General features: G+C 75.3%; 14 protein-coding genes. All 14 read left to right on the forward strand.

Annotated features, from left to right (window positions below):
* Positions 1–40: 40 nt before the first annotated feature.
* The 14 genes from FB157_RS33385 to FB157_RS33450 all read left to right on the forward strand — a co-directional run bounded on the left by FB157_RS33385 (position 41) and on the right by FB157_RS33450 (position 24,310).
* Entirely contained in the window at positions 41–5,065 is a 5,025-nt protein-coding gene (locus tag FB157_RS33385) for a non-ribosomal peptide synthetase (RefSeq protein ID WP_145884406.1), read from the forward strand.
* Positions 5,062–11,541, forward strand: a complete 6,480-nt coding sequence (locus FB157_RS33390; protein ID WP_145884407.1) for a non-ribosomal peptide synthetase — start codon at positions 5,062–5,064, stop codon at positions 11,539–11,541. The genes FB157_RS33385 and FB157_RS33390 overlap by 4 nt, the downstream gene beginning before the upstream one ends.
* A 5-nt stretch (positions 11,542–11,546) precedes the next feature.
* Complete coding sequence (locus tag FB157_RS33395) at positions 11,547–12,515, forward strand: ornithine carbamoyltransferase (protein WP_145884408.1); 969 nt, start codon at positions 11,547–11,549, stop codon at positions 12,513–12,515.
* A 50-nt stretch (positions 12,516–12,565) separates the two neighbouring features.
* Positions 12,566–13,879 (forward strand): MFS transporter, encoded by a 1,314-nt coding sequence (locus FB157_RS33400; protein WP_261386701.1) that lies wholly within the window; start codon positions 12,566–12,568, stop codon positions 13,877–13,879.
* 108 nt (positions 13,880–13,987) lie between these two features.
* Complete coding sequence (locus FB157_RS33405; protein ID WP_145884410.1) at positions 13,988–14,776, forward strand: Tat pathway signal sequence domain protein; 789 nt, start codon at positions 13,988–13,990, stop codon at positions 14,774–14,776.
* 42 nt (positions 14,777–14,818) lie between these two features.
* Positions 14,819–16,018 carry an inositol-3-phosphate synthase gene (locus tag FB157_RS33410; protein WP_145884411.1) on the forward strand — a complete coding sequence of 400 codons (1,200 nt, stop codon included), beginning with the start codon at positions 14,819–14,821 and terminating at the stop codon, positions 16,016–16,018.
* On the forward strand, positions 16,015–17,466 hold the full coding sequence (locus FB157_RS33415) for an SCO3242 family prenyltransferase (protein ID WP_261386702.1): 1,452 nt from the start codon (positions 16,015–16,017) through the stop codon (positions 17,464–17,466). Before FB157_RS33410 ends, FB157_RS33415 begins: the two co-directional genes overlap by 4 nt.
* Positions 17,463–18,473, forward strand: coding sequence for a sugar phosphate isomerase/epimerase (locus tag FB157_RS33420; RefSeq protein WP_145884412.1), 1,011 nt, complete (start codon positions 17,463–17,465; stop codon positions 18,471–18,473). The genes FB157_RS33415 and FB157_RS33420 overlap by 4 nt, the downstream gene beginning before the upstream one ends.
* Positions 18,470–19,129 carry an EboA domain-containing protein gene (locus FB157_RS33425; protein WP_145884413.1) on the forward strand — a complete coding sequence of 220 codons (660 nt, stop codon included), beginning with the start codon at positions 18,470–18,472 and terminating at the stop codon, positions 19,127–19,129. Before FB157_RS33420 ends, FB157_RS33425 begins: the two co-directional genes overlap by 4 nt.
* Positions 19,130–19,175: 46 nt before the next feature.
* Positions 19,176–20,033 carry a TatD family hydrolase gene (locus FB157_RS33430; protein ID WP_145884414.1) on the forward strand — a complete coding sequence of 286 codons (858 nt, stop codon included), beginning with the start codon at positions 19,176–19,178 and terminating at the stop codon, positions 20,031–20,033.
* A 9-nt stretch (positions 20,034–20,042) separates the two neighbouring features.
* Positions 20,043–21,200, forward strand: coding sequence for a metabolite traffic protein EboE (eboE, locus tag FB157_RS33435; RefSeq protein ID WP_145884415.1), 1,158 nt, complete (start codon positions 20,043–20,045; stop codon positions 21,198–21,200).
* Positions 21,197–22,585: an alkaline phosphatase family protein gene (locus tag FB157_RS33440; protein WP_186581803.1), complete on the forward strand. Its 1,389-nt coding sequence runs from the start codon at positions 21,197–21,199 to the stop codon at positions 22,583–22,585. The genes eboE and FB157_RS33440 overlap by 4 nt, the downstream gene beginning before the upstream one ends.
* 30 nt (positions 22,586–22,615) lie before the next feature.
* On the forward strand, positions 22,616–23,440 hold the full coding sequence (locus tag FB157_RS33445) for a 4'-phosphopantetheinyl transferase superfamily protein (RefSeq protein WP_145884416.1): 825 nt from the start codon (positions 22,616–22,618) through the stop codon (positions 23,438–23,440).
* Between the two features lie 147 nt (positions 23,441–23,587).
* Entirely contained in the window at positions 23,588–24,310 is a 723-nt protein-coding gene (locus tag FB157_RS33450; RefSeq protein WP_145884417.1) for a ferric reductase-like transmembrane domain-containing protein, read from the forward strand.
* The last annotated feature ends 27 nt before the right edge of the window (positions 24,311–24,337 follow it).

Genomic DNA, 24,337 nt, shown 5'->3' on the forward strand with positions numbered 1-24,337 from the left:
TTCCGATGCCGACCCCGAAGATCCCGATGGAGGAGAGATCGTGAACGAGCCTGCGAAGTCGGGACGCGTCCCCGGCCGTCTGCTGCTCCCCGCACTGTTCGCGGCCCAGGCCGCGCGCACGCCGGATGCGCCCGCCGTTCTGCGCGCCGATGGAAGCGCCGTCCGTTACGCCGAACTGGCCGAGCTGGCCGGGCGTGTCGCCGCCCGGCTGCGGACGGCCGGGGTGCGGCCCGGCGACTTCGTCGGCGTGTGCCTGCGGCGCGGCCCGGAGCTGCTCGCCGCGCTGCTCGGGGTGTGGCAGGCGGGCGGTGCGTACGTGCCGCTGGACCCGCAGCACCCGGCGGCCCGGCTGGAGGCCGTCCTGGAGGACACCGCCCACCCGGTCGTGCTCACCGAGCGCGCCACCGCGGACCGGCTGCCCGCCTCCGCCCGGCACCGGATCGCCGTGGAGTCCGTGGACCGCGAAGCGCCCTACGAAAGTGTGGAGTTCGCCGCCGACGGTGACCGGCCCGCCTATGTGCTGCACACCTCCGGTTCCACCGGCCGCCCCAAGGGCGTCCTGGTGCCGCACGGCGGCATCGCCAACCGGGTGCGCTGGCTGGCCCACCGGCACAAGCTGGGTGCCGGCGACCGGATGCTGCTGAAGACCACGATCGGCTTCGACGCGGCCGGACTCGAGCTGTACGCCCCGCTGGTCTCCGGCGGTGCGGTCGTGCTCGCCCCCGAGGGCGCCGAGCGCGACCCGGCGGCGCTGCTGCGGACGGTGGCCGACAGGGGTGTAACGATCCTGCAGGGGGTGCCGTCCCTCTACCGGCGGCTCGTCGAGGAGCCGGGCTGGGAGCGGGCCGGCAGCCTGCGCCTGCTGTTCAGCGCGGGTGAGCCGTTGCACGCCGAGCTGTGCCGGGCGATCGCCGAGCGGGCCCCCGGCGCCGAGATCTGGAACACCTACGGACCCACCGAGGCGTCCGTGGACATCACCGAGCACCGCTGGGACCCGGCCCAGGACACCGGCGCGGTGCCGATCGGGCGGCCCATCGGCAACATGCGGGTGGTCGTGCTCGACCCGGCGGGCCGTCCCGTCCCGGTCGGCGTCCCCGGCGAACTGCACGCCGGTGGCGTCGGCCTCGCCCTCGGCTACCTCGGCCGCCCCGGCCAGAGCGCCGAGCGCTTCGTGCCCGACCCGCACCGCCCCGGCGAGCGCCTCTACCGCACCGGCGACCGGGTGCGCTGGCGGGCCGACGGCACGCTGGAGTACCTCGGGCGCCTCGACCACCAGGTCAAGGTCAACGGCGTGCGCATCGAGCCCGGCGAGGTCGAGGCCGCGCTCGCCGCCCACCCCTGGGTGCGGGCCGCCGTCGCCGCCGCCGTGCCGGACGGCACCGGCGGCTACCGGCTCGTCGCCTGGGTGCAGTCCCGCGGCGAGGCACTGCGTCCGCAGGAGCTGCGCGCCTTCCTGCGCGGCTCGCTGCCCGACCCGTTGGTGCCGACCGCCTACGTCCCGGTCACCGAGTTCCCGCTCACCCCCAACGGCAAGATCGACCGGTCCGCGCTGCCCGACCCCGCCGACACACCCGCCGACACCGCGCACGTGCCGGTGCGCAACCCCGCCGAGCGGGCGGTGGCCGAGGAGTGGGCGCGACTGATCGGCACCCCGGCCGACGAGATCGGCGCGCTGCACGACTTCTTCCAGCTCGGCGGCTCCTCGCTGATGCTCAACAAGCTCGCCGCCGGACTCTCCCAGGCCGCGGGCCGCACCATCCCGGCGACGGCCCTGCTCACCGCGACCACCGTGGAGCAGCAGGCCGTCCTGCTCACGGCCCGTTCCGAGGGTGCGGCACCGGCCGCCGACGAGCCCGTGGGACCCGTGCCGCGCGACCCGCAGGGGCTGCCGCTCTCCCCGGGCCAGCAGGGCATGTGGCTGCTGGACCGGCTCCGCCCGGGCAGCGCCGAGTGGAACGCGCCCGTCTTCCTCACCCTGCCCGCCGTCTACGACGACATCACCCTGGCCCGGGCGCTGACCGCCCTCGCCGAGCGGCACGAGATCCTGCGCACGCGGTACGCCCTGCGCGGCGCCGAGCCGGTGCAGATCGCCGACCTGCCCGCCGAGTGGGAGCTGCGCACCGCCCGCGCCGACACCCCCGAGGAACTGAACGCCCTGGTCGCCGAGGAGTTCACGCTCCCCTTCGACCTCGCCCGCGGACCGGTGCGCCGGGCCCTAGCGGTGCGCGGGCGCGGCACCCTCGCCGTCGTCCTGAGCATCCACCACATCGCCTGCGACGGCTGGTCCTCCGTCGTCCTGGAACGCGACCTCAGAGCGCTCGCCGAGGCCGCCCACACCGGCACCGACGCCCGGCTGCCCGAGCTGCCCGTGCAGTACGCCGACCACGCCGTGCACCGGCGCCGCCGCCTCACCGAGGACTTCGTCGCCACCGAACTGGAGTACTGGAAGAACCGGCTGGACGGCATCCTGCCGGTCGAGCTGCCCACCGACCGGCCCCGCCCGGCCACCCGGGACGCGGCCGGCCGAGCCCATGTGTTCACCGTGCCCGCCCCCCTCGCCGAGCGGGCCGCCGCCCTCGGCCGCAGCTGCGGGGCCACCCTGCAGCAGACGCTGCTCACCGCCTTCGCCGCGCTGGTCGCCCGGTACACCGGCAGCTGGGACATCCCGGTCGGAGTGCCCGTCGCCGGCCGGAGCGGCCCCGAGGTCGCCGACGTGGCCGGCTACTTCCTCAACACGCTGGTGCTGCGCTGCGACGCGGGCGCCGACACACCGTTCCGGGACGCGCTGGTGGGGGTGCGCGACACCGCCCGGGAGGCCTTCGCCCACTCGGAGCTGCCCTTCGACCGGCTCGTGGAGGAACTCGACGACACCCGCGACCCGGCCCGCACCCCGCTCTACCAGGTGATGTTCGACCTGCACGAGGAGGGCCGCACCGGCACCGCCGTCGGCGCCGCCGACGCCGACGCCTTCCGCGGCGCCTGGAGCACCGCGCGCACCGACCTCACCCTGGTGCTCCAGCGCCAGGCCGACGGTTCGCTGCTCGGCCTCGCCGAGTACGCCACCGCGCTGTTCGACGCGGCCACGGTCGAGCGCTTCACCGACTGCTGGGTCCGGCTGCTGGAGTCCGTCACGGACGACCCGGCGCGCCGCCTGCGCGAGGCCGACATCCTGCCGGCGCCGCTGCGCGCCGAACTGCTCGCGAGCGGCCGCGGCAGGCCGGAACCGGGCGCGGACACCGTCGCCGGCACCACCGTGCACGCGGCGATCGCCGCCTCGGCCCGCCGGGCGCCCCAGGACACCGCGCTGGTGTGCGGTGGCGAGAGCTGGACGTACGCGCGACTGGAGCGCCGCGCAGGGGAGTTCGCCGCCCGGCTGCGGGGTCTTGGCGGCGGACCCGACACGGTCGTCGCCGTCATGCTGGGCCGCAGCCCGGACCTGGTGGCCGCGTTCCTGGGCACCTGGAAGGCGGGCGCCGCCTACGTCCCGCTGGACCCGGCCGCCCCCGACGAGCGCACCCTCCACGTCCTCGCCGACTCCGGCGCACAGGTGCTCGTCACCGACGCCGCGGGCGCGGAGCGGCTGGCGGGACGCCACGAGGTGGCCGTACTCGCCGTGGACGCGGGCTTCGCCGACGCCGCCGTGGCCGCCGTACCCGAGACGTACGACGACCCCGACCGCCTCGCCTACGTCATGTACACCTCGGGCTCCACCGGCCGCCCCAAGGGCGTCGCCGTCGCCCACCGCTCGCTGCTCGCCATGCTGCGCGCCTCCCAGGCGCACCTCGACTTCGGGCAGGGGCCGGACGACGCCTGGCTGGCGCTCGCCCAGGTGACCTTCGACATCTCCTGCACCGAGCTGTTCATGCCGCTGGTCGCCGGCGGCCGGGTCGTCCTGGCCCGGGAGCGGGAGCAGCAGGACCACGCGGCCCAGCTGCGGCTCATGGACCGGCACGAGGTCAGTCACCTCCAGGTGGCCCCGCCGCACTGGCAGATGCTGATCGACGCGGGCCTCGGCCACCGCCCGGTCGTGGGCCAGACCGGCGGCGAGCCCTGCCCGCCCGTGCTCGCCCGCGAGCTGTCCCGCCGCCTGATGCGGTTCATCAACGAGTACGGGCTCACCGAGACCACCATCGCAGCGACCCGCTGGGACGCCGACGACACCGCCACCGCGGTCCCCGTCGGTCACCCCTACCCGCATGTCACCGCCCACGTCCTGGACGCGGACCTGCGGCCCGTGCCGTACGGCGCCACCGGCGAACTGTGCGTCGGCGGCACCGGACTGGCCCTCGGCTACCACGCCCGGCCCGCACTGACCGCGGCCGCGTTCGTGCCCGACCCGTACGGCGCACCCGGCGCGCGCCTCTACCGCACCGGCGACCGGGCGCGGATGCGGCCCGACGGCACCCTGGAGTTCGCCGGCCGCGCCGACGGCCAGGTCAAGATCCGCGGCCGACGGGTGGAGACCGGAGAGGTGCAGGCGGTGCTCGCCGAGCACCCGGCCGTCGCCCAGGCCTTCGTCACCGTCCACACCGGTGGCTCCGAGGCGGCGCTGGTCGGCTACTTCACGCCCGCGCCCGGCACCGGGGCGCCCGCCGAGAGCGAGCTGCTCGACCACTGCGCGCTGCGGCTGCCCGACTACATGCTGCCCGCGCTGCTGGTCCGCATGGAGCGGCTGCCGCTCACCCGCCACAACAAGGTCGACACCGCCGCGCTGCCCGTGCCGGACCTGGCCGCGGCCCTCGCCGACGAGCCCTACAGCCCGCCCGAGGGCCCGGTGGAGGAGGCGCTCGCCGAGATCTGGGCCGAGGAGCTGTACGGGCCCGGCTCCACCCGCCGGGTCGGCGCCCGCCAGGGCTTCTTCCGGATCGGCGGCAACTCCGTGAGGGCGGCCCGGGTCATCGCCCGCATCCAGGAGGAGTTCGACGTGGAGCTGCCCCTGCGGGCCGTGTTCGAGCGGCCCACCGTACAAGGCCTCGCCACCGCCGTCGAAGAGGCCGTACGCGCCGAGATCGAATCCCTCACCGAGGCCGAACTGGCCCACGCCCACCGGGAGTTCCAGCCGTGACCGCACCCACCGCGCCCACCCAGGAAGAGCTGCGGGCCGAACTGCTGCGCCGCCGGCTCGCCGCCCGCAGGGGCACCGCCCGGCCGCAGCAGGCCGCGATCCCGCGCGCCGACCGCACCCGCCCGCTCGCCCTGTCCGCCGGCCAGCGCCAGCTGTGGTTCCTGCACCAGCTCGACCCGGACAGCCCGGAGTACCTGCTCCCCATGGCGTACCGGCTGCGCGGCACCCTCGACGTGGACGCCCTGCGCCGCGCCGTCGACGCCCTCGCCGCCCGCCACGAGATCCTCCGCACCCGCTACGCCCTCGACGGCACGGAGCCCCGCCAGGTGATCGACCCGGCGGGTCCGGCGGACTTCGCCGTGACCGGGGCGGGCGGCGCCGACCCCGACGCGGCGGCCGTCGCCTTCACCGAGGCCGAGGCGGCGCGGCCCATCGACCTCGCCACCGAACACCCCCTGCGGGTACGGCTGCTGCGGCTCGCCGCGGACGACCATGTGCTGGTCGCGGTCGTCCACCACATCGCCTGCGACGCGATGACCCGTCCGCTGCTGCTGGCGGACCTGTCGGCCCTGTACACGGCCGCCGTGGCCGGGCGCGACCCCGGCGCCGAGCTGCCCGCGCCGCCCGTGCAGTACGCCGACTACGCGGCCTGGCTGGCCGGACGGCACTCCGGGGCCGCCGCCGAGCGCGGCCTGGACTGGTGGCGGGAGCGGCTGGCCGGCACCGGCCCGCTCGGGCTGCCCACCGACCGGCCCCGGCCCGCCGTACGGGACGGGGACGGCGCCGCCGTCGGCTTCGACGTCGACGCCGCCGTCGCCGACCGGGTGCGGGCCCTGGCCCGGGAGACCGGCGCGACCCCCTTCATGGCCCTGCTCGGCGCCTGGCAGCTGCTCCTCGGCCGGTACGCCGGGAAGACCGACGTGTGCGTCGGCAGCGCGGCCAGCGCCCGCACCCGGCCGGAGCTGCGGCGGATGGCCGGATACGCCTACAACACCCTGGCCCTGCGGGCGAGCTGGCGTCCCGAGGTGCCGTTCCGGGACTTCCTCACCGCCGGCCGCGGTGCCGTCCTGGACGCCTTCGACCACCAGGACACCCCGTTCGACCGGATCGCCGACGCGCTGGAGCCCGACCGGGACCTGTCCACCACCCCCGTCTTCCAGGTGATGTTCGACCTGGTCGACGGGGAGGGCGCCGACGGTCCCGAACTGCCCGGCGTGGTCACGGCCCCGGTCCCGGCATCCGGCCGGATCGCCCGCTTCGACCTCACCCTGCACCTGGCCGAGCGCGCCGACGGCTCGCTGCACGGCAGCCTGGAGTACGCCACCGCCCTCTTCGACACCGCCACCGCCGAGCGCATCACCGCCCACTACCGCGCGTTGCTCGCCGCGATCGCCGAGGCCCCCGACACCCCGGTGGCCGACCTGGACTTCCTCTCCGCCGCCGAGCGCGCCCTGCTCCTCGACGGGCCGGCCGAGCCCGTCGGCACCGGCCGGCCCCTCGACCTCACCGGCCTGCGCTCCGTGATCGAGACCATCGGCGACCAGATGGCGGCCACCCCGGACGCGGTGGCGATCCGGTACGCGGACACCTCCGTCGGCTACGCCGAACTCGACGCCCGCGCCGACCGGTTCGCCCGCCGGCTGGCCAAGCTCGGCGCCGGTCCCGAGGCCACCGTCGGCGTCCTGCTCGACCGCGGCCCCGACCTGGTCGCCGTGCTCCTCGGCATCTGGCGGGCCGGAGCGGCCTATGTGCCGATCGACCCGGCGTACCCGGACCACCGTGTCGCCTACATGCTCGACCAGACCGCCACCACGCTCGTGGTCACCGAGTCCCGGTACTCCGAACGCTTCCAGGGCGTGCGCCGGATCGTCGTCGACGACCCCGCCGAGCGGGCCGCGATCGAGACCGCCGACGCCGAACTCCCCGCCTCCCTCGACCTCGACCGGCTCGCCTACGTCATCTACACCTCCGGCTCCACCGGCAGGCCCAAGGGCGTGCAGATCACCCACCGCGGGCTCGCCAACTACCTGGGCTGGACCGTGCAGGCCTACGCGAGCGCCGGCACCGGGGGAGCACCGCTGTTCTCCTCGGTCGCCTTCGACCTCGGCGTGCCCGACCTGTACGCGCCGCTGATGACCGGGCAGTCCGTCCACCTGCTGCCGCAGGACCTCGACACCGCCGACCTCGGTGCCGCGCTCGCGGCGGGCGGCCCGTACGCGTTCATCAAGCTCACCCCGGGCCATCTGCACCTGCTCACCCAGCAGTTGAGCGACGAGCAGATCGAGGCGCTGGCCGGTCTCGTCATCGCGGCTGGCGACTCCTTCACCGCACGGCTCGCCGAGCGGTGGGCGCAGGCCGCCGGACCGCACGGCACCCGGCTCGCCGCCGAGTACGGGCCCACCGAGATCACCGTCGGCAACTCGGCGTACTTCCTCGACGGACCCGTGGCCACCGAACTGGTCTCCATCGGGCGCGCCATCCCGCACACCACCATGTACGTCCTCGACGAGCGGCTGCGCCCGCTGCCCGTCGGCGTGCCCGGCGAGGTGTGGATCGGCGGCGTCGGGCTCGCCCGCGGCTACGCGGGCCGCCCCGGCCTCACCGCCGAGCGCTTCCTGCCGGACCCCTACGGGCCGCCCGGCGCCCGCCTCTACCGCACCGGCGACGTCGCCCGGGTGCTGCCCGACGGCAACCTCGACTTCCTGGCCCGCGTCGACCACCAGGTCAAGCTGCGCGGCTACCGCATCGAACTCGGCGAGATCGAGACCGCCCTCACCGCGCACCCCGCCGTCGCCGAGGCCGTCGCCCTGGTCCGCGAGGACACCCCGGGCGACCAGCAGCTCGTCGCCTACCTGGTGCCCGCCGAGGACGCCGACGAGGAGGCGCTCGCCCCGGCAGCGCTGCGCGACCGGCTCGGCGAGACCCTGCCGCCCTACATGGTGCCCACCGCCTACCTGCGGCTGGACGCCCTGCCGCTGACCGGCAACGGCAAGCTCGACCGGCGCGCCCTGCCCGCCCCGGGCCGGGCCGCGACCGCCGTCGGCGAACACGTCGAGGCCCGCGACGCCGACGAGCGGGCGATGGCCGCCGTCTGGGCCGAGGTGCTCGGCCTCGACACGGTCGGGGTGCACGACAACTTCTTCGACCTCGGCGGGGACTCGCTGCGCGCGGTCGCCCTGGTCGGGGCGCTCCGGGCGGCCGGCTGGGAGACCAGCGTGCGGGACGTCTTCGAGCACCGCACCGTCGCCCGGCTGCGTGCCGCGGTGCCCCGCGACGGCTCCGCCGGCCACGGCGGCTTCGTGCCCGTCGAGCCGTTCGCGATGACCGGCGCCGCCGACCGGGCCGCGCTGCCCGCCGACGTCACCGACGCCTATCCGATCTCCCGCATCCAGGCCGGCATGCTGATCGAGATGCACGGTGGCAGCGGCGAGAACCGCTACCACAACATCACCTCCTTCCGGATCCGCGACGACCTGCCCTTCGACCCGGACGCCTTCCGCCGCGCCACCGACCTGATCACCGAGCGGCACGAGGTGATGCGCACCTCCTTCGCCCTGTCCGGCTACTCCGAGCCCCTCCAGCTGGTGCACGCCGCCGCGACCATGCCGGTCGTCCACGAGGACCTGCGGCACCTGCCCGAACAGCAACGCCAGACCGCGCTCTGGGAGTTCGCCGACCGCGACCGGGCCGAGCTGTTCGACCTGACCCGGGCGCCGCTGATGCGGATGGCGGTGCACCTGCTCGACGACGAGAGCTGGTGGCTGTCCATCACCGAGTGCCACCCCGTCATCGAGGGCTGGAGCTACCACTCCCAGCTGATGGAACTCCTGCGCGCCTACAACGAACTGCGCCAGGGCCGCGAACCCGCCCCGGCGCCGCCGCGGCCGGCCGTCCGCTACGCCGACTTCATCGCCGCCGAGCTGCACTCCCTCTCCGACCCCGCCGACCAGGAGTACTGGCGCGGGATCGTCGAGGGGTACGAGAAGTTCACCGTGCCCGCGGGCTGGGCCGGCGACCCCGGGGGCCCCGACGAGCGCTACCGCCTCGACCTGCCGCTCGACGAACTGGAGCCGGGACTGCGGGCGCTGGCGACCGCGGCCGAGGTGCCGTACAAGAGCGTGCTGCACGCCGCGCACAGCAAGGTGCTGTCGCTGCTCACGCCCGCCCGGGCGTTCCGCGGCGGCATGGTCGCCGACGCCCGGCCCGAACAGGCAGGCGCCGAGACGGTCTCCGGCATGTACCTCAACTCGGTGCCCTTCCCGTACGAGCGGGGCGCCCGCAGCTGGGGCGAACTGGCCCGGCAGGTGTTCGCGCACGAGGTGGCACTGTGGCCGCACCGGCGGTTCCCGATGCCCGCGATGCGGGTGCCCGGCGGTGAACGGCACCTGATCGACGTGCTCTTCCACTACCTGGACTTCCACCAGGTCGACACCGAGCTGATCGACATCATGGCCAGCCGCGACGACAGCCCCAACGAGTTCCCCGTCGTCGTCGGCACCCCGGTGCGCGGCCACCTCTCCCTCGCCTCCCGCACCCGCACCCTCTCCCGCGCCGCCGCCGACCGGCTGCTCCGGCTGTACCAGGCCGTGCTCACCGAGATGGCCCGGGCGGGCGCCGACGGCGACAGCACCGGCGCCTTCCCGGACGCCCACGAGCGCGCCCGCCTCAAGGCGCCCGCCCTGCCCCACCCCGACACCCCGGCGGACACCCTGGCCGCTTTCGAGGCGCAGGCCGCCCGCACCCCCTGGGCGACCGCCCTGCACGGCACCGGGTTCACGGTCTCCTACGGCGACCTCGACGCCCGCGCCAACCGTGTCGCCCGCCGCCTGCGCGCCCTCGGCGCCCGCGCGGAGACCCGCGTCGCGGTGCTCCTGGACCGCGGCCCCGACCTGGTCGCCGCGCTGCTCGGGGTGTGGAAGGCGGGCGCCGTCCAGGTGCCGGTCGACCCGTGCACCCCCGACGCGCGCATCGCCACGGCCCGCATCGAACTCGCCGTCACCCAGGCGTCGTACGCGGACCGGCTGCCCGCCTGCGACCTGGTGCTCGCCGAGGAGGCGGCGTACGACGGCGTCGGCTCGCCGCTCGGCCTGCGGCACGACCCGGACCGGCTCGCCTACGTCCTGCACACCTCCGGCTCCACCGGCACCCCCAAGGGCGTCGAGGTGTCCCACCGGGCGCTCGCCCACTACCTCGACTGGGCCGTGCGCGAGTACGCGGCCGCCGGGAGCGGGGGAGCACCCTGGTTCACCCCCGTCGGCTTCGACCTCGGGATGCCCGCGCTGTACGCGCCGCTGATGACCGGGCAGCCGGTGCACGTGCTGCCGCAGCTGTACGAGACGGCCGACTTCGGGCCGCTGCTGCTGAGCCGGGCACCGTACTCCTTCGTCGGCCTGACCCCCGGCCATCTGGCCCTGCTGGAGCACCAGTTGGCCGACCGCGAGCTGGCCGGCCTGGCCGCGCTCGCGGTGTGCGCGGGCGACGCGTACCCGACGGCCCAGGCCGACCGGGTGGCCGCGCGGATCCGCACCGCCGCCGGGCCGGACGAAGGACACGGCATGGAGCTGGCCGTCGAGTACGGGCCCACCGAGGCCACCGTCGCGGCGACCTTCGGCCGGGTACGGGCCCGGTCCGGGCGCACGCTCGTGCCGCTCGGCTCGGCGCTGCCCGGCGTCCTGGTCCGCGTCCTCGACGCCGGCCTCAGGCCCGTGCCCGACGGCGTCACCGGCGAGGTCTGGCTCGGCGGCGACGGGCTCGCCCGCGGCTACACCGGCCGCCCCGGCCTCACCGCCCTGGCCTTCGTGCCCGACCCCTACGGCCTGCCCGGCACCCGCCTGTACCGCACCGGCGACCTGGCCCGCCGGCTCGCCGACGGCACCCTGGAGTTCGCCGGACGCGCCGACCAGCAGGTCAAGATCCGCGGCCACCGGGTCGAGCCCGGTGAGGCCGAGGCAGCCCTGACCGCCGACCCCGCCGTCCGGGACGCACTCGTCAGCGCGGTACCGGCGGCCGACGGCGGCCGGCGCCTCGCCGCCTGGGTGGTGCCGGCGGACGGGCACCCGGTGGAGGTGGCGGCGCTCCGCGACCGGCTGCGCACGGTCCTGCCCGCGGCGCTGGTCCCGGCCACCGTCACGGTCGTCGACACCCTCCCGCTCACCACGCACGGCAAGCGCGACCGCGGCGCCCTGGCCGAACGCGCGGCCACCGCGGCCGCCGTCCACCCCTACGCCCCGCCGCGCACCCCGACCGAGCAGCGGCTCGCCGCGGTGTGGGCCGAGGTGCTCGGTCTCGAACAGGTCGGCGTCCAGGACGACTTCCGCGACCTGGGCGGGGACTCGCTGCTCGTGCCGCCGCTGCTGGTGGCGGCGCGGCGGGCGGGACTCGCGCTGGATCTGCCCATGGCACTGCGCCACCACACCATCGCCCGGTTGGCCGCCGCGCTGGACGAGCGCGCCAACGACTCGAACAGGGAAGGCTGATCCTCATGGACGTCCGCACGGACGGGCGCCGCGTGCGCCATCTCGTCTCGATAGACGACCTCACCGACCCGGAGCTGCACCACGTCGTGGAGCGCGGCGCCGAGTTCTCCGCCGGGCTCGCGGGCCCGGTCCGGCCGCTGGCCGGGCTGGTGGCCGGCGTCTACTTCGCCAAGACCTCCACCCGCACCCGGACCGCCTTCTCCTCGGGCGCGCTGCGGCTCGGCGCCTCCCTCATCGCCTACGGACCCGGCGACCTGCAGCTCAACACCGGTGAGACCACCGAGGACACCGGCCGCGTGCTCTCCGGCATGCTCGACGTACTGGTCGCCCGCACCGCGGGACCGGAGGCCGAGCTGCGCGGCTGGGCGAGCCAGCACCGGATGGCGGTGGTCAACGCCATGAGCGCCGAGGAGCACCCCACCCAGGCACTCACCGACCTGACCACGCTGCTGCGGCACTTCGGCCGCATCGAGGGCCTGCGCGTCCTGTACGTCGGCGAGGGCAACAACACCGCGGCCGCCCTCGCCCTCGCGCTCACCCGGTACCCGGCCGTCGACTTCGAGGTGCGCACCCCGCGCGGCTACGGACTCACCCCCTCCATCCTGGAGCGGGCGCGGGCGAACGCGGCCCGCACCGGCGCGCGGATCACCGAGCGGCACGACATGGCGGCGCTCGAGGGGGCGTACGACGTCGTCTACACCACCCGGTGGCAGACCACCGGCACCAGCAAGCCGGACGCGAACTGGCGGGAGATCTTCGCCCCGTTCCAGGTCACCCAGGACCTGTGGCGGACCAGCCCGCGCGCCGTGTTCATGCACGACCTGCCCGCGCACCGCGGCGAGGAGGTCACCGCCGATGTCCTGGACGGCCCGATGAGCATCGCCTTCGCCCAGGCCACCAACAAGATGCACAGCGCCATGGCGGTCCTGGAACACGTCCACGCCCCGGCGCAGGTCCCGCTGGCCGTCCGATGAGCGGGACGGCGCGACGGACAGCCGTCGATCCGGCGGAGGTGCCGTGGCTGATGGAGGAGGAGAGGCAGGAGAGGGAGGAGGGGGAGGCGGGGAGAGCGGAGAGCACCATGACGGTGGCCGACCAGATCTCGGCCGGACCCGCCCCCCGGCCCCTGCGGCAGAACCGGGACTTCCGGCTGCTGTGGGGCGGCGCCGGGCTCTCGCTGCTGGCCGGGCGGGCCACCGCCGTGGCCTATCCGCTGACCGTGCTGTGGGCGACTGGCTCGCCGGGCGACGCCGGGCTCGTCGGCACCGCCCTGCTGCTGCCGCAGCTGGTGATGCAGCTGCCGGGCGGCGCGCTCGTGGACCGCTGGGACCGGCGGCGGGTCATGGTGGCCGCCGGACTCGGGCAGGCCCTGGTCACGGGGCTGGTCATGGCGCTGCTGCTCAGCGGGCGCACCTGGCTGTGGGCGCTGCTCGTCGCCGCGTTCGCCGAGGGGACGCTCGGGGTGCTGCACCAGCTCGCCGAGCGGGCCGCCGTACCGAGCGTGGTCCCCGCCGAACAGCTGCCGGCCGCGCTGACCGGCAACGAGGCCCGCACGCGCGGGGCCGCGATCGCCGGGCAGCCGCTGGGCAGCGGACTGGTCGGACTGGGTGCGTCCCTGCCGTACGCGGCCGCCGCCGTCGCCCAACTCGCCTCGGTGCTGTGCCTGTTCGGCATCCGTGGGCGGCTTCAGCAGGAGCGGGCCGCACCGCCGGCAAAGATCGGCACCGAGATCCGCGAGGGCCTGGTGTGGATGTGGCGGCAGCCCTTCCTGCGAGCTGTGATGACCGCGGTCGCCGTCACCAACGTCCTGTTCCAGGGCCTCAACCTGGCCGTGATGACCGGCATCCAGGACCACCACGGCACCCAGTTCGAGGTGGGCCTGGTGCTCTCGCTGAGCGGCGCCGGGGGACTGGTCGGCGCCCTCACCGGCGGCTGGTGGCAGCACCGGCTGCGGCTGCGCACCCTCGTCCTCGGCGGACTGCTCGCCTGGACCGCGCTCATGGCCCCGGTCGCCGCGGCACTGCACACGCCCGTGCTGCTCGGCGCGCTGTTCGCGGCCAGCGGCTACGTCGGCGGGGTCTTCAACGTGGCGGGCGGCGTCCTGCTGGTGCGGGCCGCCCCCGACCGGATGCGCGGGCGCGCCAACTCCCTGGCCAACCTGGTCGGTTCGGGCGCCATGGCGGCAGGACCGGTTGCCGCCGGCTTCCTGCTGGAGGCCACCGGCCCCGTCCGCTCGGTGCTGGCGCTCAGCGCGGTCATGGCTCTCACGGCCGTCTGCGCCCTGCTCTCCCCGGGCCTGCGCAAGGCCCCCTACCCCGAGTCCGACAGTCCCTCCTGACCTGCGGATTCCCGGTATAGGCCGCCGATAGGGCGGACCTGGAAAGTCGTACCAAGGAAACCTTCGGCCCTCGCCGACGAAACGCTTCGCCCCTCGTAAGGAGAACCCATGTCGCTCAACACCCTGGACCGGAGGGGCGCGCTGCGGGCCGCCCTCGGCGTGGCGGGCGCCGCCGCCGCGACGCTGATCGGTGCGGCGCCGGCCTCGGCCGCTCCCAAGCGCTGCCACCCGTCCCTGCCGGACGTGCCGGGCATGGTCGGCGACCGCTGGGCCAACGAGTTCTGGTACCAGTACGACGAAATGTCCTACTACACCCCCTCGCAGGAGATGAAGGACGCCGTCACCGCCATCACCACCCCGTTCGGCGGCTTCACCAAGACGTACGACGCCTGGCTCGCCACCCGCAAGAGCGGCCGCTACCCGCGCAGCTTCCTCGAGCTGATCCAGCCCAACAAGGACGCCTTCGAGGTCCTGTCGCGCAACCAGCTCGCTGTCTACGACCAGTTCTACGGCCGTGACCCGCGCGGACTCGTCTTCGCCTTCCAGGAGTTCGGCCAGGGCACGCTGTTCGACCCGCGCCGCCCGGTCGGCCAGAAGGTCCACATGATGAACTACACGCCCCCGGAGCCCACGCACGCCTACCACCGCTGGCACCCCTTCCTCGCCGGCTTCGCGCTGCTCGGCATCGAGCGCCGCTGGTGGACCCACGTCAACCGGCTCGCGGGCGCCGCCTGGGAGCTGCAGTCGCTGGCCCAGCCGATCACCGACCACACCGACAACCCGCACCTGCCGAAGCACACCGTGCGCCACATCACGGCCAAGTGGCTGCGCCGGGACCGCGACGAGCTGGACGCGGCCTTCGACATCTCCCCGTTCCCGGCCGACCTCGGCAAGTAGCCCTCGTTCCGTACGGCACCACCAGCAGGAGGCAAGCTCACCATGCAGGACACTGACCGCTCCCCCGGAACCTCCCCCCGCGTCGGCGTCTGGCTGGTCGGCGCCCGTGGCTCGGTCGCGACCACCGTGGTCGCCGGCACAGCCGCGATCGCCGCTGATCTGGCCTCCGCGACCGGATGCGTCACCGAGTCCCCCGTCTTCCGTGGCGCATCCCTGCCGGCCCTCGCCGACCTCGTGTTCGGCGGCCACGACATCGTCGACGTGCCGCTGTCGGCGAGGGCCGGCCTCCTGGCCGACGCGGGAGTACTGCCCGCCCGCGTCGTCGCCGCCGTACGGCCCGCCCTGGAAGCGGCCGACCGGGAGATCCGGGACGGCTCCCCGCGCCCGGGCGAACCCCAGTACACGACCGCCCGCAGGCTCGCCGCGGACATCGCTGACTTCCGCACCCGCCACGGACTTGCGCAGGTGGTGGTCGTGAACGTCTCGTCCACCGAGCCGCTGCCCGACCCCGACCCCGCCTTCCTCGACCTGGCCGACCTCGACAAGGCGCTGGCCACCAGCACCACCCTGCTGCCGCCCAGCTCCCTGTACGCGTACGCCGCCTTCCACGCCGGCTGCGCCTACGTCAACTTCACCCCGTCCGCCGGTGCCGTGCTGCCCGCCCTTGAGGAGCTGGCCCGGCTGCGCGGGGTGCCGCACGCGGGGCGGGACGGCAAGACCGGCGAGACGCTGGTCAAGAGCGCCCTCGCCCCGATGTTCGCGCAGCGCGCGCTGCGCGTGCGCTCCTGGTCCGGCACCAACCTGCTCGGCGGCGGCGACGGCGCGACCCTCGCCGACCCGGCGGCGGCGCGCAGCAAGACCGAGTCCAAGCAGCGGGCCCTGGAGGAGACCGTGGGGCACGCGGTCGAGGGCCAGGTGCACATCGACAACGTGCCCGAGATGGGCGAGTGGAAGACCGCCTGGGACCACATCTCCTTCGAGGGCTTCCTCGGCGTCCGGATGTCGCTGCAGTTCACCTGGCAGGGCTGTGACTCGGCCCTCGCCGCGCCCCTGGTCCTGGACCTCGTCCGCCTCGCGGCCCTGGCCCACCGCCGCGGCGAGAGCGGCGCCCTGCCCGCCCTCGGCTTCTTCTTCAAGGACCCGGTGGCCTCGACGGAGCACAACCTGACCCTCCAGTACGGCGACCTCGTCACCTGGGCCGGTTCCGCCGAGCGGACCCGCTTGCCCGAGGGGGCACGGTGAGCACGACCCGGTTGTCCGGACTGGGGCGGGCTGCGGTCACCGCGGTGACCGTGGCCGCCCTGGGCCGGGCCGTGGTGAGCACGGTGACGGCGGCCCGCCCGGCGCGCCCGTCCGGCTCCGGGGCCGCACCGTCCAGGCCCACGGCCCGGGAGGCCTCCTCGCCCCGGGCGCCCGGGCCCCGCGGTCCGCTCACCGACCTGGCCCGGGCGGCCAGGGAGGCGGCGCGGGCGGCGGGAAGCGCGTTCCGCGCGGCCCGGGGGGAAGCGGCGGCGCAGTCCGGTGTCATCGACGCCGGTGCCTCTGCCGCCGCCCCTGACCGGGCCGGCGCCGATGCCTCCGCCGGAGCGGCCGCTCCGCGCCGGAGCCGGCCGTACGACACCGGATACCGCCCCCGCTCGGTCGCCCTGCGGCAACACGCCCGCGACGTGGCCGAGTTGGTGCGGGCGCCCGCCGCGCTGACCGTGCCCGGTGACGTGCTCGCCGGAGCGCTGGCCGTGGGGCGTCCCGCGGGCGGGCGGACGCTGCTGCTGGCCGCGTCCTCCGTCAGCCTGTACTGGGCCGGCATGGCACTCAACGACTGGGCGGACCGGGAGGAGGACGCGACGGAGCGCCCGGACCGCCCCGTGCCGTCCGGCCGGATCGGCGCCGGGACCGCGCTCGGCATCGCCGCGGGACTCACCGCGACGGGCCTCGGCCTGGGCGCGCTGGCCGGCGGGCGGCGGGTCCTGCTGCGCCGCACCCTGCCGCTCGCGGCCAGTGTCTGGGCGTACGACCTCGGCCTGAAGCGGACCTCGTTCGGTCCCCTGGCCATGGCGGCGGCACGCTTCCTCGACGTACTGCACGGCACGGGCCCCGCCCCGGCCGCCCCGGCCCTGCGCGCCGCGGCCACGGTGGGCCTGCACACCTGGGCGGTGACACGTCTCAGCCGCCACGAGGTGGACGGCGAGGCGGGCCACGAGCCGCTGGTGTCACTGGCGGTCACGACGGCGACGGTGCTGGGCGCGAGCGGTGCGGCCGCAGCGGTGCTCGGCTCACGCGGTGCGGCCGGTGCGGTCCTCGGACGGCCGGCGGCGCTTCGGGTGCCGCCGGACGGCCCGGCAGCCCCGGCGACGCTCCGGCGGGGTTCCCCGCCGGTCGCGGACGCCGTCACCGCGGCCACCCTCCTCACCCGGCTCCCCTCGCTGCGCGCCCTGTCGGCCCCCAGGACCTCCGTGCCCCTCCTCGCCTCCGCCGCCTACGCCACGACCTGCGCCCGCTCCCAGTGGGCCGCTCTGCGCACCCCGCAGGACCCCGCACGCGTCAGGGCCGCGGTCGGCGCCGGGATCCATGCGCTGCTGCCCCTGCAGGCGGCGCTGGTCGCGCGCGCCGGGGCTCCCCGGCTCGCCGTGGTCCTCGCCGCCGGCCTCCCGCAGGCGGCCCGACTCGCCAGGAAGGTGTCCCCGACATGACCGCCGGAGGCCTCCGCTTCGGTTACGGCACCAACGGCTTCGCCGACCACCGGCTCTCCGACGCCCTCTCCGTCCTGGCCGGGCTCGGCTACGACGGTGTGGCCCTGACCCTCGACCACCAGCACCTCGACCCCTACGCCCCCGGTCTCGCAACCCGGGTCCGCCGCGTCGGCCGGGACCTGCGCCGCGCCGGACTCGCCGTCGTCGTGGAAACGGGCGCGCGCTACCTGCTCGACCCGCTGCGCAAGCACCGCCCCACCCTGGTCAGCGCCGAACCCGAAGGACGTGCCGCGCGCCTGGAGCTGCTGCGCCGGGCCATCCGCGTCGGGGCCGAACTCGGGTCGGAGGCCGTGCACTTCTGGAGCGGCACGCCCGACCCCGGCACCACCCGGGAGCAGGCCTGGCAGCGGCTGGAGGAGGGCTGTGCGCAGGCCCTCGCCGAGGCCGAGCGGGCCGGTGTCGACCTGGCCTTCGAGCCGGAGCCCGGCATGCTCGTCGAGGACCTCGCCGGCTACCGCCGCCTGCTGCGCGCCCTCGGTGGCCACGAGCGGTTCCGGCTCACCCTGGACATCGGGCACTGCCGCTGCCTGGAGCCCTGGCCCGAGGCGCGCTGCGTGGAGCTGGCCGCGGACCGGCTGGCCCACGTGCAGATCGAGGACATGCGCCGCGGGGTGCACGAGCACCTGCCCTTCGGCGAGGGCGAGATGGACTTCCCGCCGATCCTCCAGGCCCTGCGCGCCGCCCACTACACGGGCCTGGTCTCGGTGGAACTGCCCCGCCACAGCCACGCAGCGGCGGCGACGGCCCGCCGGAGCATCGAGTTCCTGCACCAGACGGCTACAACGATCGCCGCACCCGCCGACGGCGCTTCGGCCCCACAGGGGCCACCCGCACCCGACCACGAAAGCCGCACGGGTGGTGCGGGTGGGGGCACAAGTCCGGACGAAGGACGGATGCCCACCCGCAAACCCGCACCCGCACGCACCCCGAAGGAGGTAGCCGCATGACCGCCCCCACCCTCGCCCAAGCCCCCGCGCCCGTCCACGACGCCCTGACCGCCCGCACCCTGAAGGAGTCCCTCCTCTCCGTCCTGACGGAGCCGCAGCGCCAACGCCTCACCGAGGACACCGCGGCGGTCGGGGAACAGGGCCCCACAGCCCTGAACCCCCGCTTCCCCGCGGCCGGCCGCCACTACGGCCGGGGCCCTCTCCCGGGCTGGGCCGACTGGCACGTGGAGGACGGCATCCGCGCCCTCTTCCTCATCAATCTCCCGCTCCGCGGGGAGGAGCTGGCACAGGAAGCCGCGGCCCGCTACCGGGGCGGCGACGCGGCCGAACGGCGCGGAGTGCTCCGTGCCCTCCCGTTCCTCCCGATCGGCGCCGCGGGCCTGCCCCTCACCGACGACGCCCTGCGCACCAACGACACCCGCCTCATCGCCGCCGCCCTCGGCCCCTACGCCCGTACCCACCTCGACCAGTACCGCTGGCGCCAGGCCGTCCTGAAGTGCCTGTTCACCGGCATCCCCCTGCGCACGGTCGCCGGCCTGCGCGACCGCCGGGACGCCGAACTCGCCCGCATGGCCCTGGGCTTCGCCGCCGAGCGCCGCGCGGCGTCCCGCACCGTGCCCGCCGACCTCTGGCTCATCGCCACCCCCGACAACTGACCCAGCCCCCAACCCGGAATCCACTCCCGAGCGGAAAGCCCCGGCCATGCGCATCTTCGATCCACACATCCACATGACGTCCCGCACGACGGACGACTACAAGGCGATGCACGCCGCGGGCGTCCGCGCCCTGGTCGAGCCCGCGTTCTGGCTCGGCCAGCCACGCACCTCCCCGGCCAGCTTCACCGACTACTTCGACTCCCTGCTCGGCTGGGAGCCCTACCGCGCCGCCCAGTTCGGCATCCGCCACCACTGCACCATCGGCCTCAACCCCAAGGAGGCGAACGACCCGCGCTGCACCGCCGTCCTCGACGAGCTGCCCCGCTACCTCGCCAAGGACGGTGTCGTGGCGGTCGGCGAGATCGGCTACGACACCGTCACCGAGGCCGAGGACCACGCCTTCGCCGCGCAGCTCGCCCTCGCCGTGCAGTTCGGGCTGCCCGCCCTGGTCCACACCCCGCACCGCGACAAGGCAGGCGGCACCCTCCGCTCCCTGGACGTGATCCGCGAGTCCGGCATCGACCCGGCGTACGTGGTCCTGGACCACCTCAACGAGGTCACCGTCGACGAGGTGGCCGGCACCGGCTGCTGGATGGGCTTCTCCATCTACCCCGACACCAAGATGACCCCCGAGCGCATGGTCGCCGTCCTTCAGCGCCACGGCACCGAGCGCATGCTGGTCAACTCGGCGGCCGACTGGGGCCACAGCGACCCGCTGCTGACCCGGGCCACCGCCGAGGCCATGCTCGCCGCCGGGTTCGACGAGGACGACGTGGACCGCGTGCTGTGGCGCAACCCGGTCGCGTTCTACGGCCAGTCCGGCCGGCTCGACCTCGACGGCTACAACGACACCCAGGCCGCGGGCCTGTTCGCGGGCAACTCCATCGCCCGCGGCGGGAGCTGAGGAGCAGTCATGCGTGTGCGACACCCCGACGGCAGCACCGTCCATCTGGCGTACTGCACCAACGTGCACCCCGCCGAGACCCTCGACGGCATCATCGGCCAGCTCGCCGCCTACGCCGAACCGGTGCGGGTCGCGGCCGGAGCCGAGCGGATCGGCGTCGGCCTGTGGCTGCCCGCCGAGACCGCGGGCCGGCTCGCCGCCGACCCGGCGGCGGTGGCCCGGCTGCGGCGCGAGCTGACCGCGCGCGGCCTGGAGACGGTCACCCTCAACGGCTTCCCCTACCGCGGCTTCCACGCCCGGGTCGTGAAGCGGGCCGTGTACTACCCGGACTGGTCGGAACCGGCCCGCCTGGAGTACACGCTGGACCTCGCGCGGGTGCTGGCCGGGCTGCTGCCGGAGGGGGCCCGCGGGTCCATCTCCACCCTGCCGCTGGCCTGGCGCACCGTGTGGACGTCCGCCCAGCGCGCCATGGCCGCCCGCCAGCTGGACGCGCTCGCCGAGGGGCTGAAGCAGATCGCCGCAGACACCGGCCGCACGGTCCGGGTCGGTATCGAGCCGGAGCCCGGCTGCGTCGTGGAACGCACCGAACAGGCCGTCGACGCGCTGGCCGGCACCGACTCCGAGTGGATCGGCGTGTGCCTGGACGCCTGCCACCTGGCGGTCGCCCACGAGGACCCGGCCGCGTCGCTGGCCCTGCTGCGCGAGGCCGGCATCCCGGTCGTCAAGCTCCAGGCGGCCACCGCGCTGGAGGTCGCCGACCCCGCCGACCCGGCCGTACGGGAGCTGCTCACCGACTTCGCCGAACCCCGTTTCCTGCACCAGACCCGGGAGCCGTCCGGCGGCGGCCGGCTGCTGGGCACGGACGACCTCGGCCCCGCGCTCTCCGGTGCGCTGCCCGGCAGCCGGCCCTGGCGCATCCACTACCACGTGCCCCTGCACGAGGACCCGCGTCCGCCGCTGGCCAGCACCCGGCCCGTGCTGCGCGAGACCCTGCGGGCGCTGCTGGCGGGGGAGCGGGCGGTCACCGACCACATCGAGATCGAGACGTACACCTGGTCCGTGCTCCCCGACCGCGGCGACGAGAGCCTCGCCCACGGTCTGGCCGCCGAACTGACCTGGCTGCGAGACGAGTTGGCGGCCATCGGGCTGCGGCAGGAGACGTCATGAGCGGCGGTCGTACGACGGCGCAGACGGTCGTGCTGTGCACGGTCGGCCTCACCCCGCGGCTGCTGGAGCACATGCCGCACGTGAAGGCGGTCGGCGAGCAGGGCTTCACCGCCCGCCTGGACACGGTGTTCCCGGCCGTCACGGCCACCGTGCAGGCCACCCTGACCACCGGGCTGCTGCCGCGCGAGCACGGGGCGGTGGCCAACGGCTGGTACCACCGCGACCACGGCGAGGTCATGATGTGGCGCCAGCACAACGCCCTGGTGCGGGGCGAGAAGGTGTGGCAGGCGGCCCGCCGCCGCGACCCCGACCACTCGACCGCCTACCTGTGCTGGTGGTGGGCGATGGGCGCCGACGTGGACACGATCCTCACGCCGCGCCCGGTCTACCACCACGACGGCCGCAAGTCCCCCGACTGCTACACCGTGCCCGCCGGACTCCGCGACGAACTCACCGCCGCACAGGGCGAGTTCCCGCTGTTCCAGTACTGGGGTCCGACGGCGTCGATCGCCTCCACCCGGTGGATCGCCGGCGCCGCCCGCTACGTCGTCGACCGCCGCCGCCCCGACCTGACCTTCGTCTACGTGCCGCACCTCGACTACGACCTGCAGCGCTACGGCCCCGACAGCCCGCAGGCGGTCCGCGCGGCCCGGGAGACCGACGCCGCGCTTGCGCCGCTGCTCGCGGACCTGCGCGACCGGGGCACGACGGTGGTGGCGCTCAGCGAGTACGGCATCACACCGGTGAGCCGGCCCGTCGACGTCAACCGCGCACTGCGCCGCGCGGGACTGCTGGAGGTGTACACCCAGCGCGGCATGGAGTACCTCGACCCGTACACCTCCCGGGCGTTCGCCGTCGCCGACCACCAGGCCGCGCACGTGTACGTCGCCGACCCCGTCGACATCCCGCGGGTGCGCGACGTCCTGAAGGCGGTGGACGGCGTCGACGAGATCTGGGACCGCACCGAGCAGGCGGCGTACGGCATCGACCATCCCGACGCCGGCGAACTGGTCCTCGTGTCGGAACCGGACGCCTGGTTCACGTACTACTACTGGCTCGACGACGACCGCGCACCCGACTTCGCGCGCGGCGTCGAGATCCACCGCAAGCCGGGCTACGACCCCGCCGAGCTGTTCTTCGACCCGTCGATCCCGGCGGTGAAGGCCAAGGCGGCGTGGACCGTGCTGCGCAAGAAGGCCGGGATGCGCGCACCGCTGACCGTGGTGCCGCTCGACCCCGGCCTGGTCAGGGGCAGCCATGGACGGCTGCCGTCGGAGGACCGGGACGGGCCGCTGCTGCTGTGCTCGGACCCGGCCCAGGAACGGGACCGCTACCACGCCACCGAGGTCAAGGAGCTGCTCCTGCGCCTCAACGGACTGGCCTGAGACCGGCCGTGACGAGAGAGAGGAGGACGGATGACCACGCGACCGGCCACGGCCGCCGCGCACATCGACCACGCGGCGGACGTCGGCGAGGTGTACGTACCCGAGACGGCACGCGCCGTGGTGGCGCGGCTGAGGGAGAGCGGAGCGGCCCACGTGTGGTGGTGGCCGCTGGGCGAGGCGACCGATCCGGCGGACTTCGTGCTGCTGGACGAGCAGGAACGGGCCCGCATGCGGCGCTTCCACGCGCCACGGGACGCGGCGGCGTTCACGACGACCCGCGCGGGGGCGCGGCGCGCGGTGGCCGGGCTGCTGGGCGTACCGGCCCACACCGTGCGCTTCGGCCGGCGCATCTGCCCGGGCTGCGGCGACGCGGACCACGGCCCGCCCGCCGTGGTCCGGCCCCCGGTCCCGCTGGCCGTCAGCCTCTCCCGCACCGACGGGTGCGGGGTGCTGGCGGTCCGGGCGGGCGACTGGGTGGGCGTGGACGTGGAGGCCTACCGCCCGATGGAGTCGGAGGCCCTGGCCCAGCTCGTCCTGACCCCGGACGAGACCGACCGGATCCTCTCGCTCCCCGAGGGCCCCGGCCGTACGTCCCTGTTCCACCGCGCCTGGACCCGTAAGGAGGCGGTGGTGAAGGCGGTGGGCCTCGGTCTGCTGGGCATGCCCCTGAACACCCTGGACGTGGCTCCGGGGCAGGACGGCCCGCTGACGGTGACCCACATCCACGACGGCCGTACGACCACCTGGCACGTGGAGGACCTGGACCTGAACGGCCCGTGGTCGGCGTCCCTGGCCCGTCCCTCGGCGTCGGCCACCCCGCTGGGCCCGGTCCACCTCCACGCCCCGGCCGTCTGACGGCCCTCTCCAGACCTCGGAGCCGATCCCCCCTCGGCGACCGAGAGACGCGGTTCCCGGCCCCCGGCCCTCCCCGGCGGAGGCCGGGAACCGCCCCGTTTCCGGCCCGCACAGCCCTCCACAGCCCTCCACAGCCAGGGAGCACACATGAGCCGACCCACATACGCAGCCGTGGCGACCCCCGAATCCGAAGCCCCCGCCCACGTCACCGGTGAGGCAGTCACCGGTCGGACCGCGCCCGTCGCGCCGGCAGTGCGGACCGGGCCGCCGCACACCCCGCCGCCCCGGCCCGTCGTCGTGATCGCCGGGCTCGCCCTGGCCGGGGGTGTGCTCGTGGGCGGCGGTCTTGCGGGCGGGGCGCTACGGGGGTTCCTCGACCGGATGGCCGGGGTCGTGGCGCTGGTCGCGCTGTCGCTGGCGGTGATGCTGGGGCTGGCGACCGCGCTGCGCGGTGTGCTGCCGCCCCGTCCACGGACCGTGGTCCAGCACCTGCACCGGGCCTTCGGTGTGCTCGGCGTCGGGTTCCTGCTGCTGCACATCGGCGTGAAGGTGGCCGGTGGCCGGGTCGCCGCCACGGCCGCGGCGCTGGGCTGGGGCAGCGGCGACGCGCTGGTCGGCCTCGGCACCCTGGCCTGTTACCTGTTCCTCCTCGCCGTGGCCACGGGTGTCTGGCGCGGCGTCTTCGCCACCCGCCGCTGGATCCGCCCCTTCCGCATCCTCCACGGCGCGTCCTACGCCGGCTGGCTGACCGCGGTGATCCACGGCCTCACCGCGGGCCGCACCCCCGCGGCCTGGGTCGTGACCTCGTACGCCGTCTGCCTGACGGCCACGGCGGCGGTGCTCGTCCATCGCGCCCTGCGCCGCCGCTAGCGAGCCCCGAACGGGTCCGGCCGAAAA

Origin of the sequence: Streptomyces sp. BK340 (assembly GCF_007827595.1) — a bacterium.
In the GTDB taxonomy this organism is placed as follows: domain Bacteria; phylum Actinomycetota; class Actinomycetes; order Streptomycetales; family Streptomycetaceae; genus Streptomyces.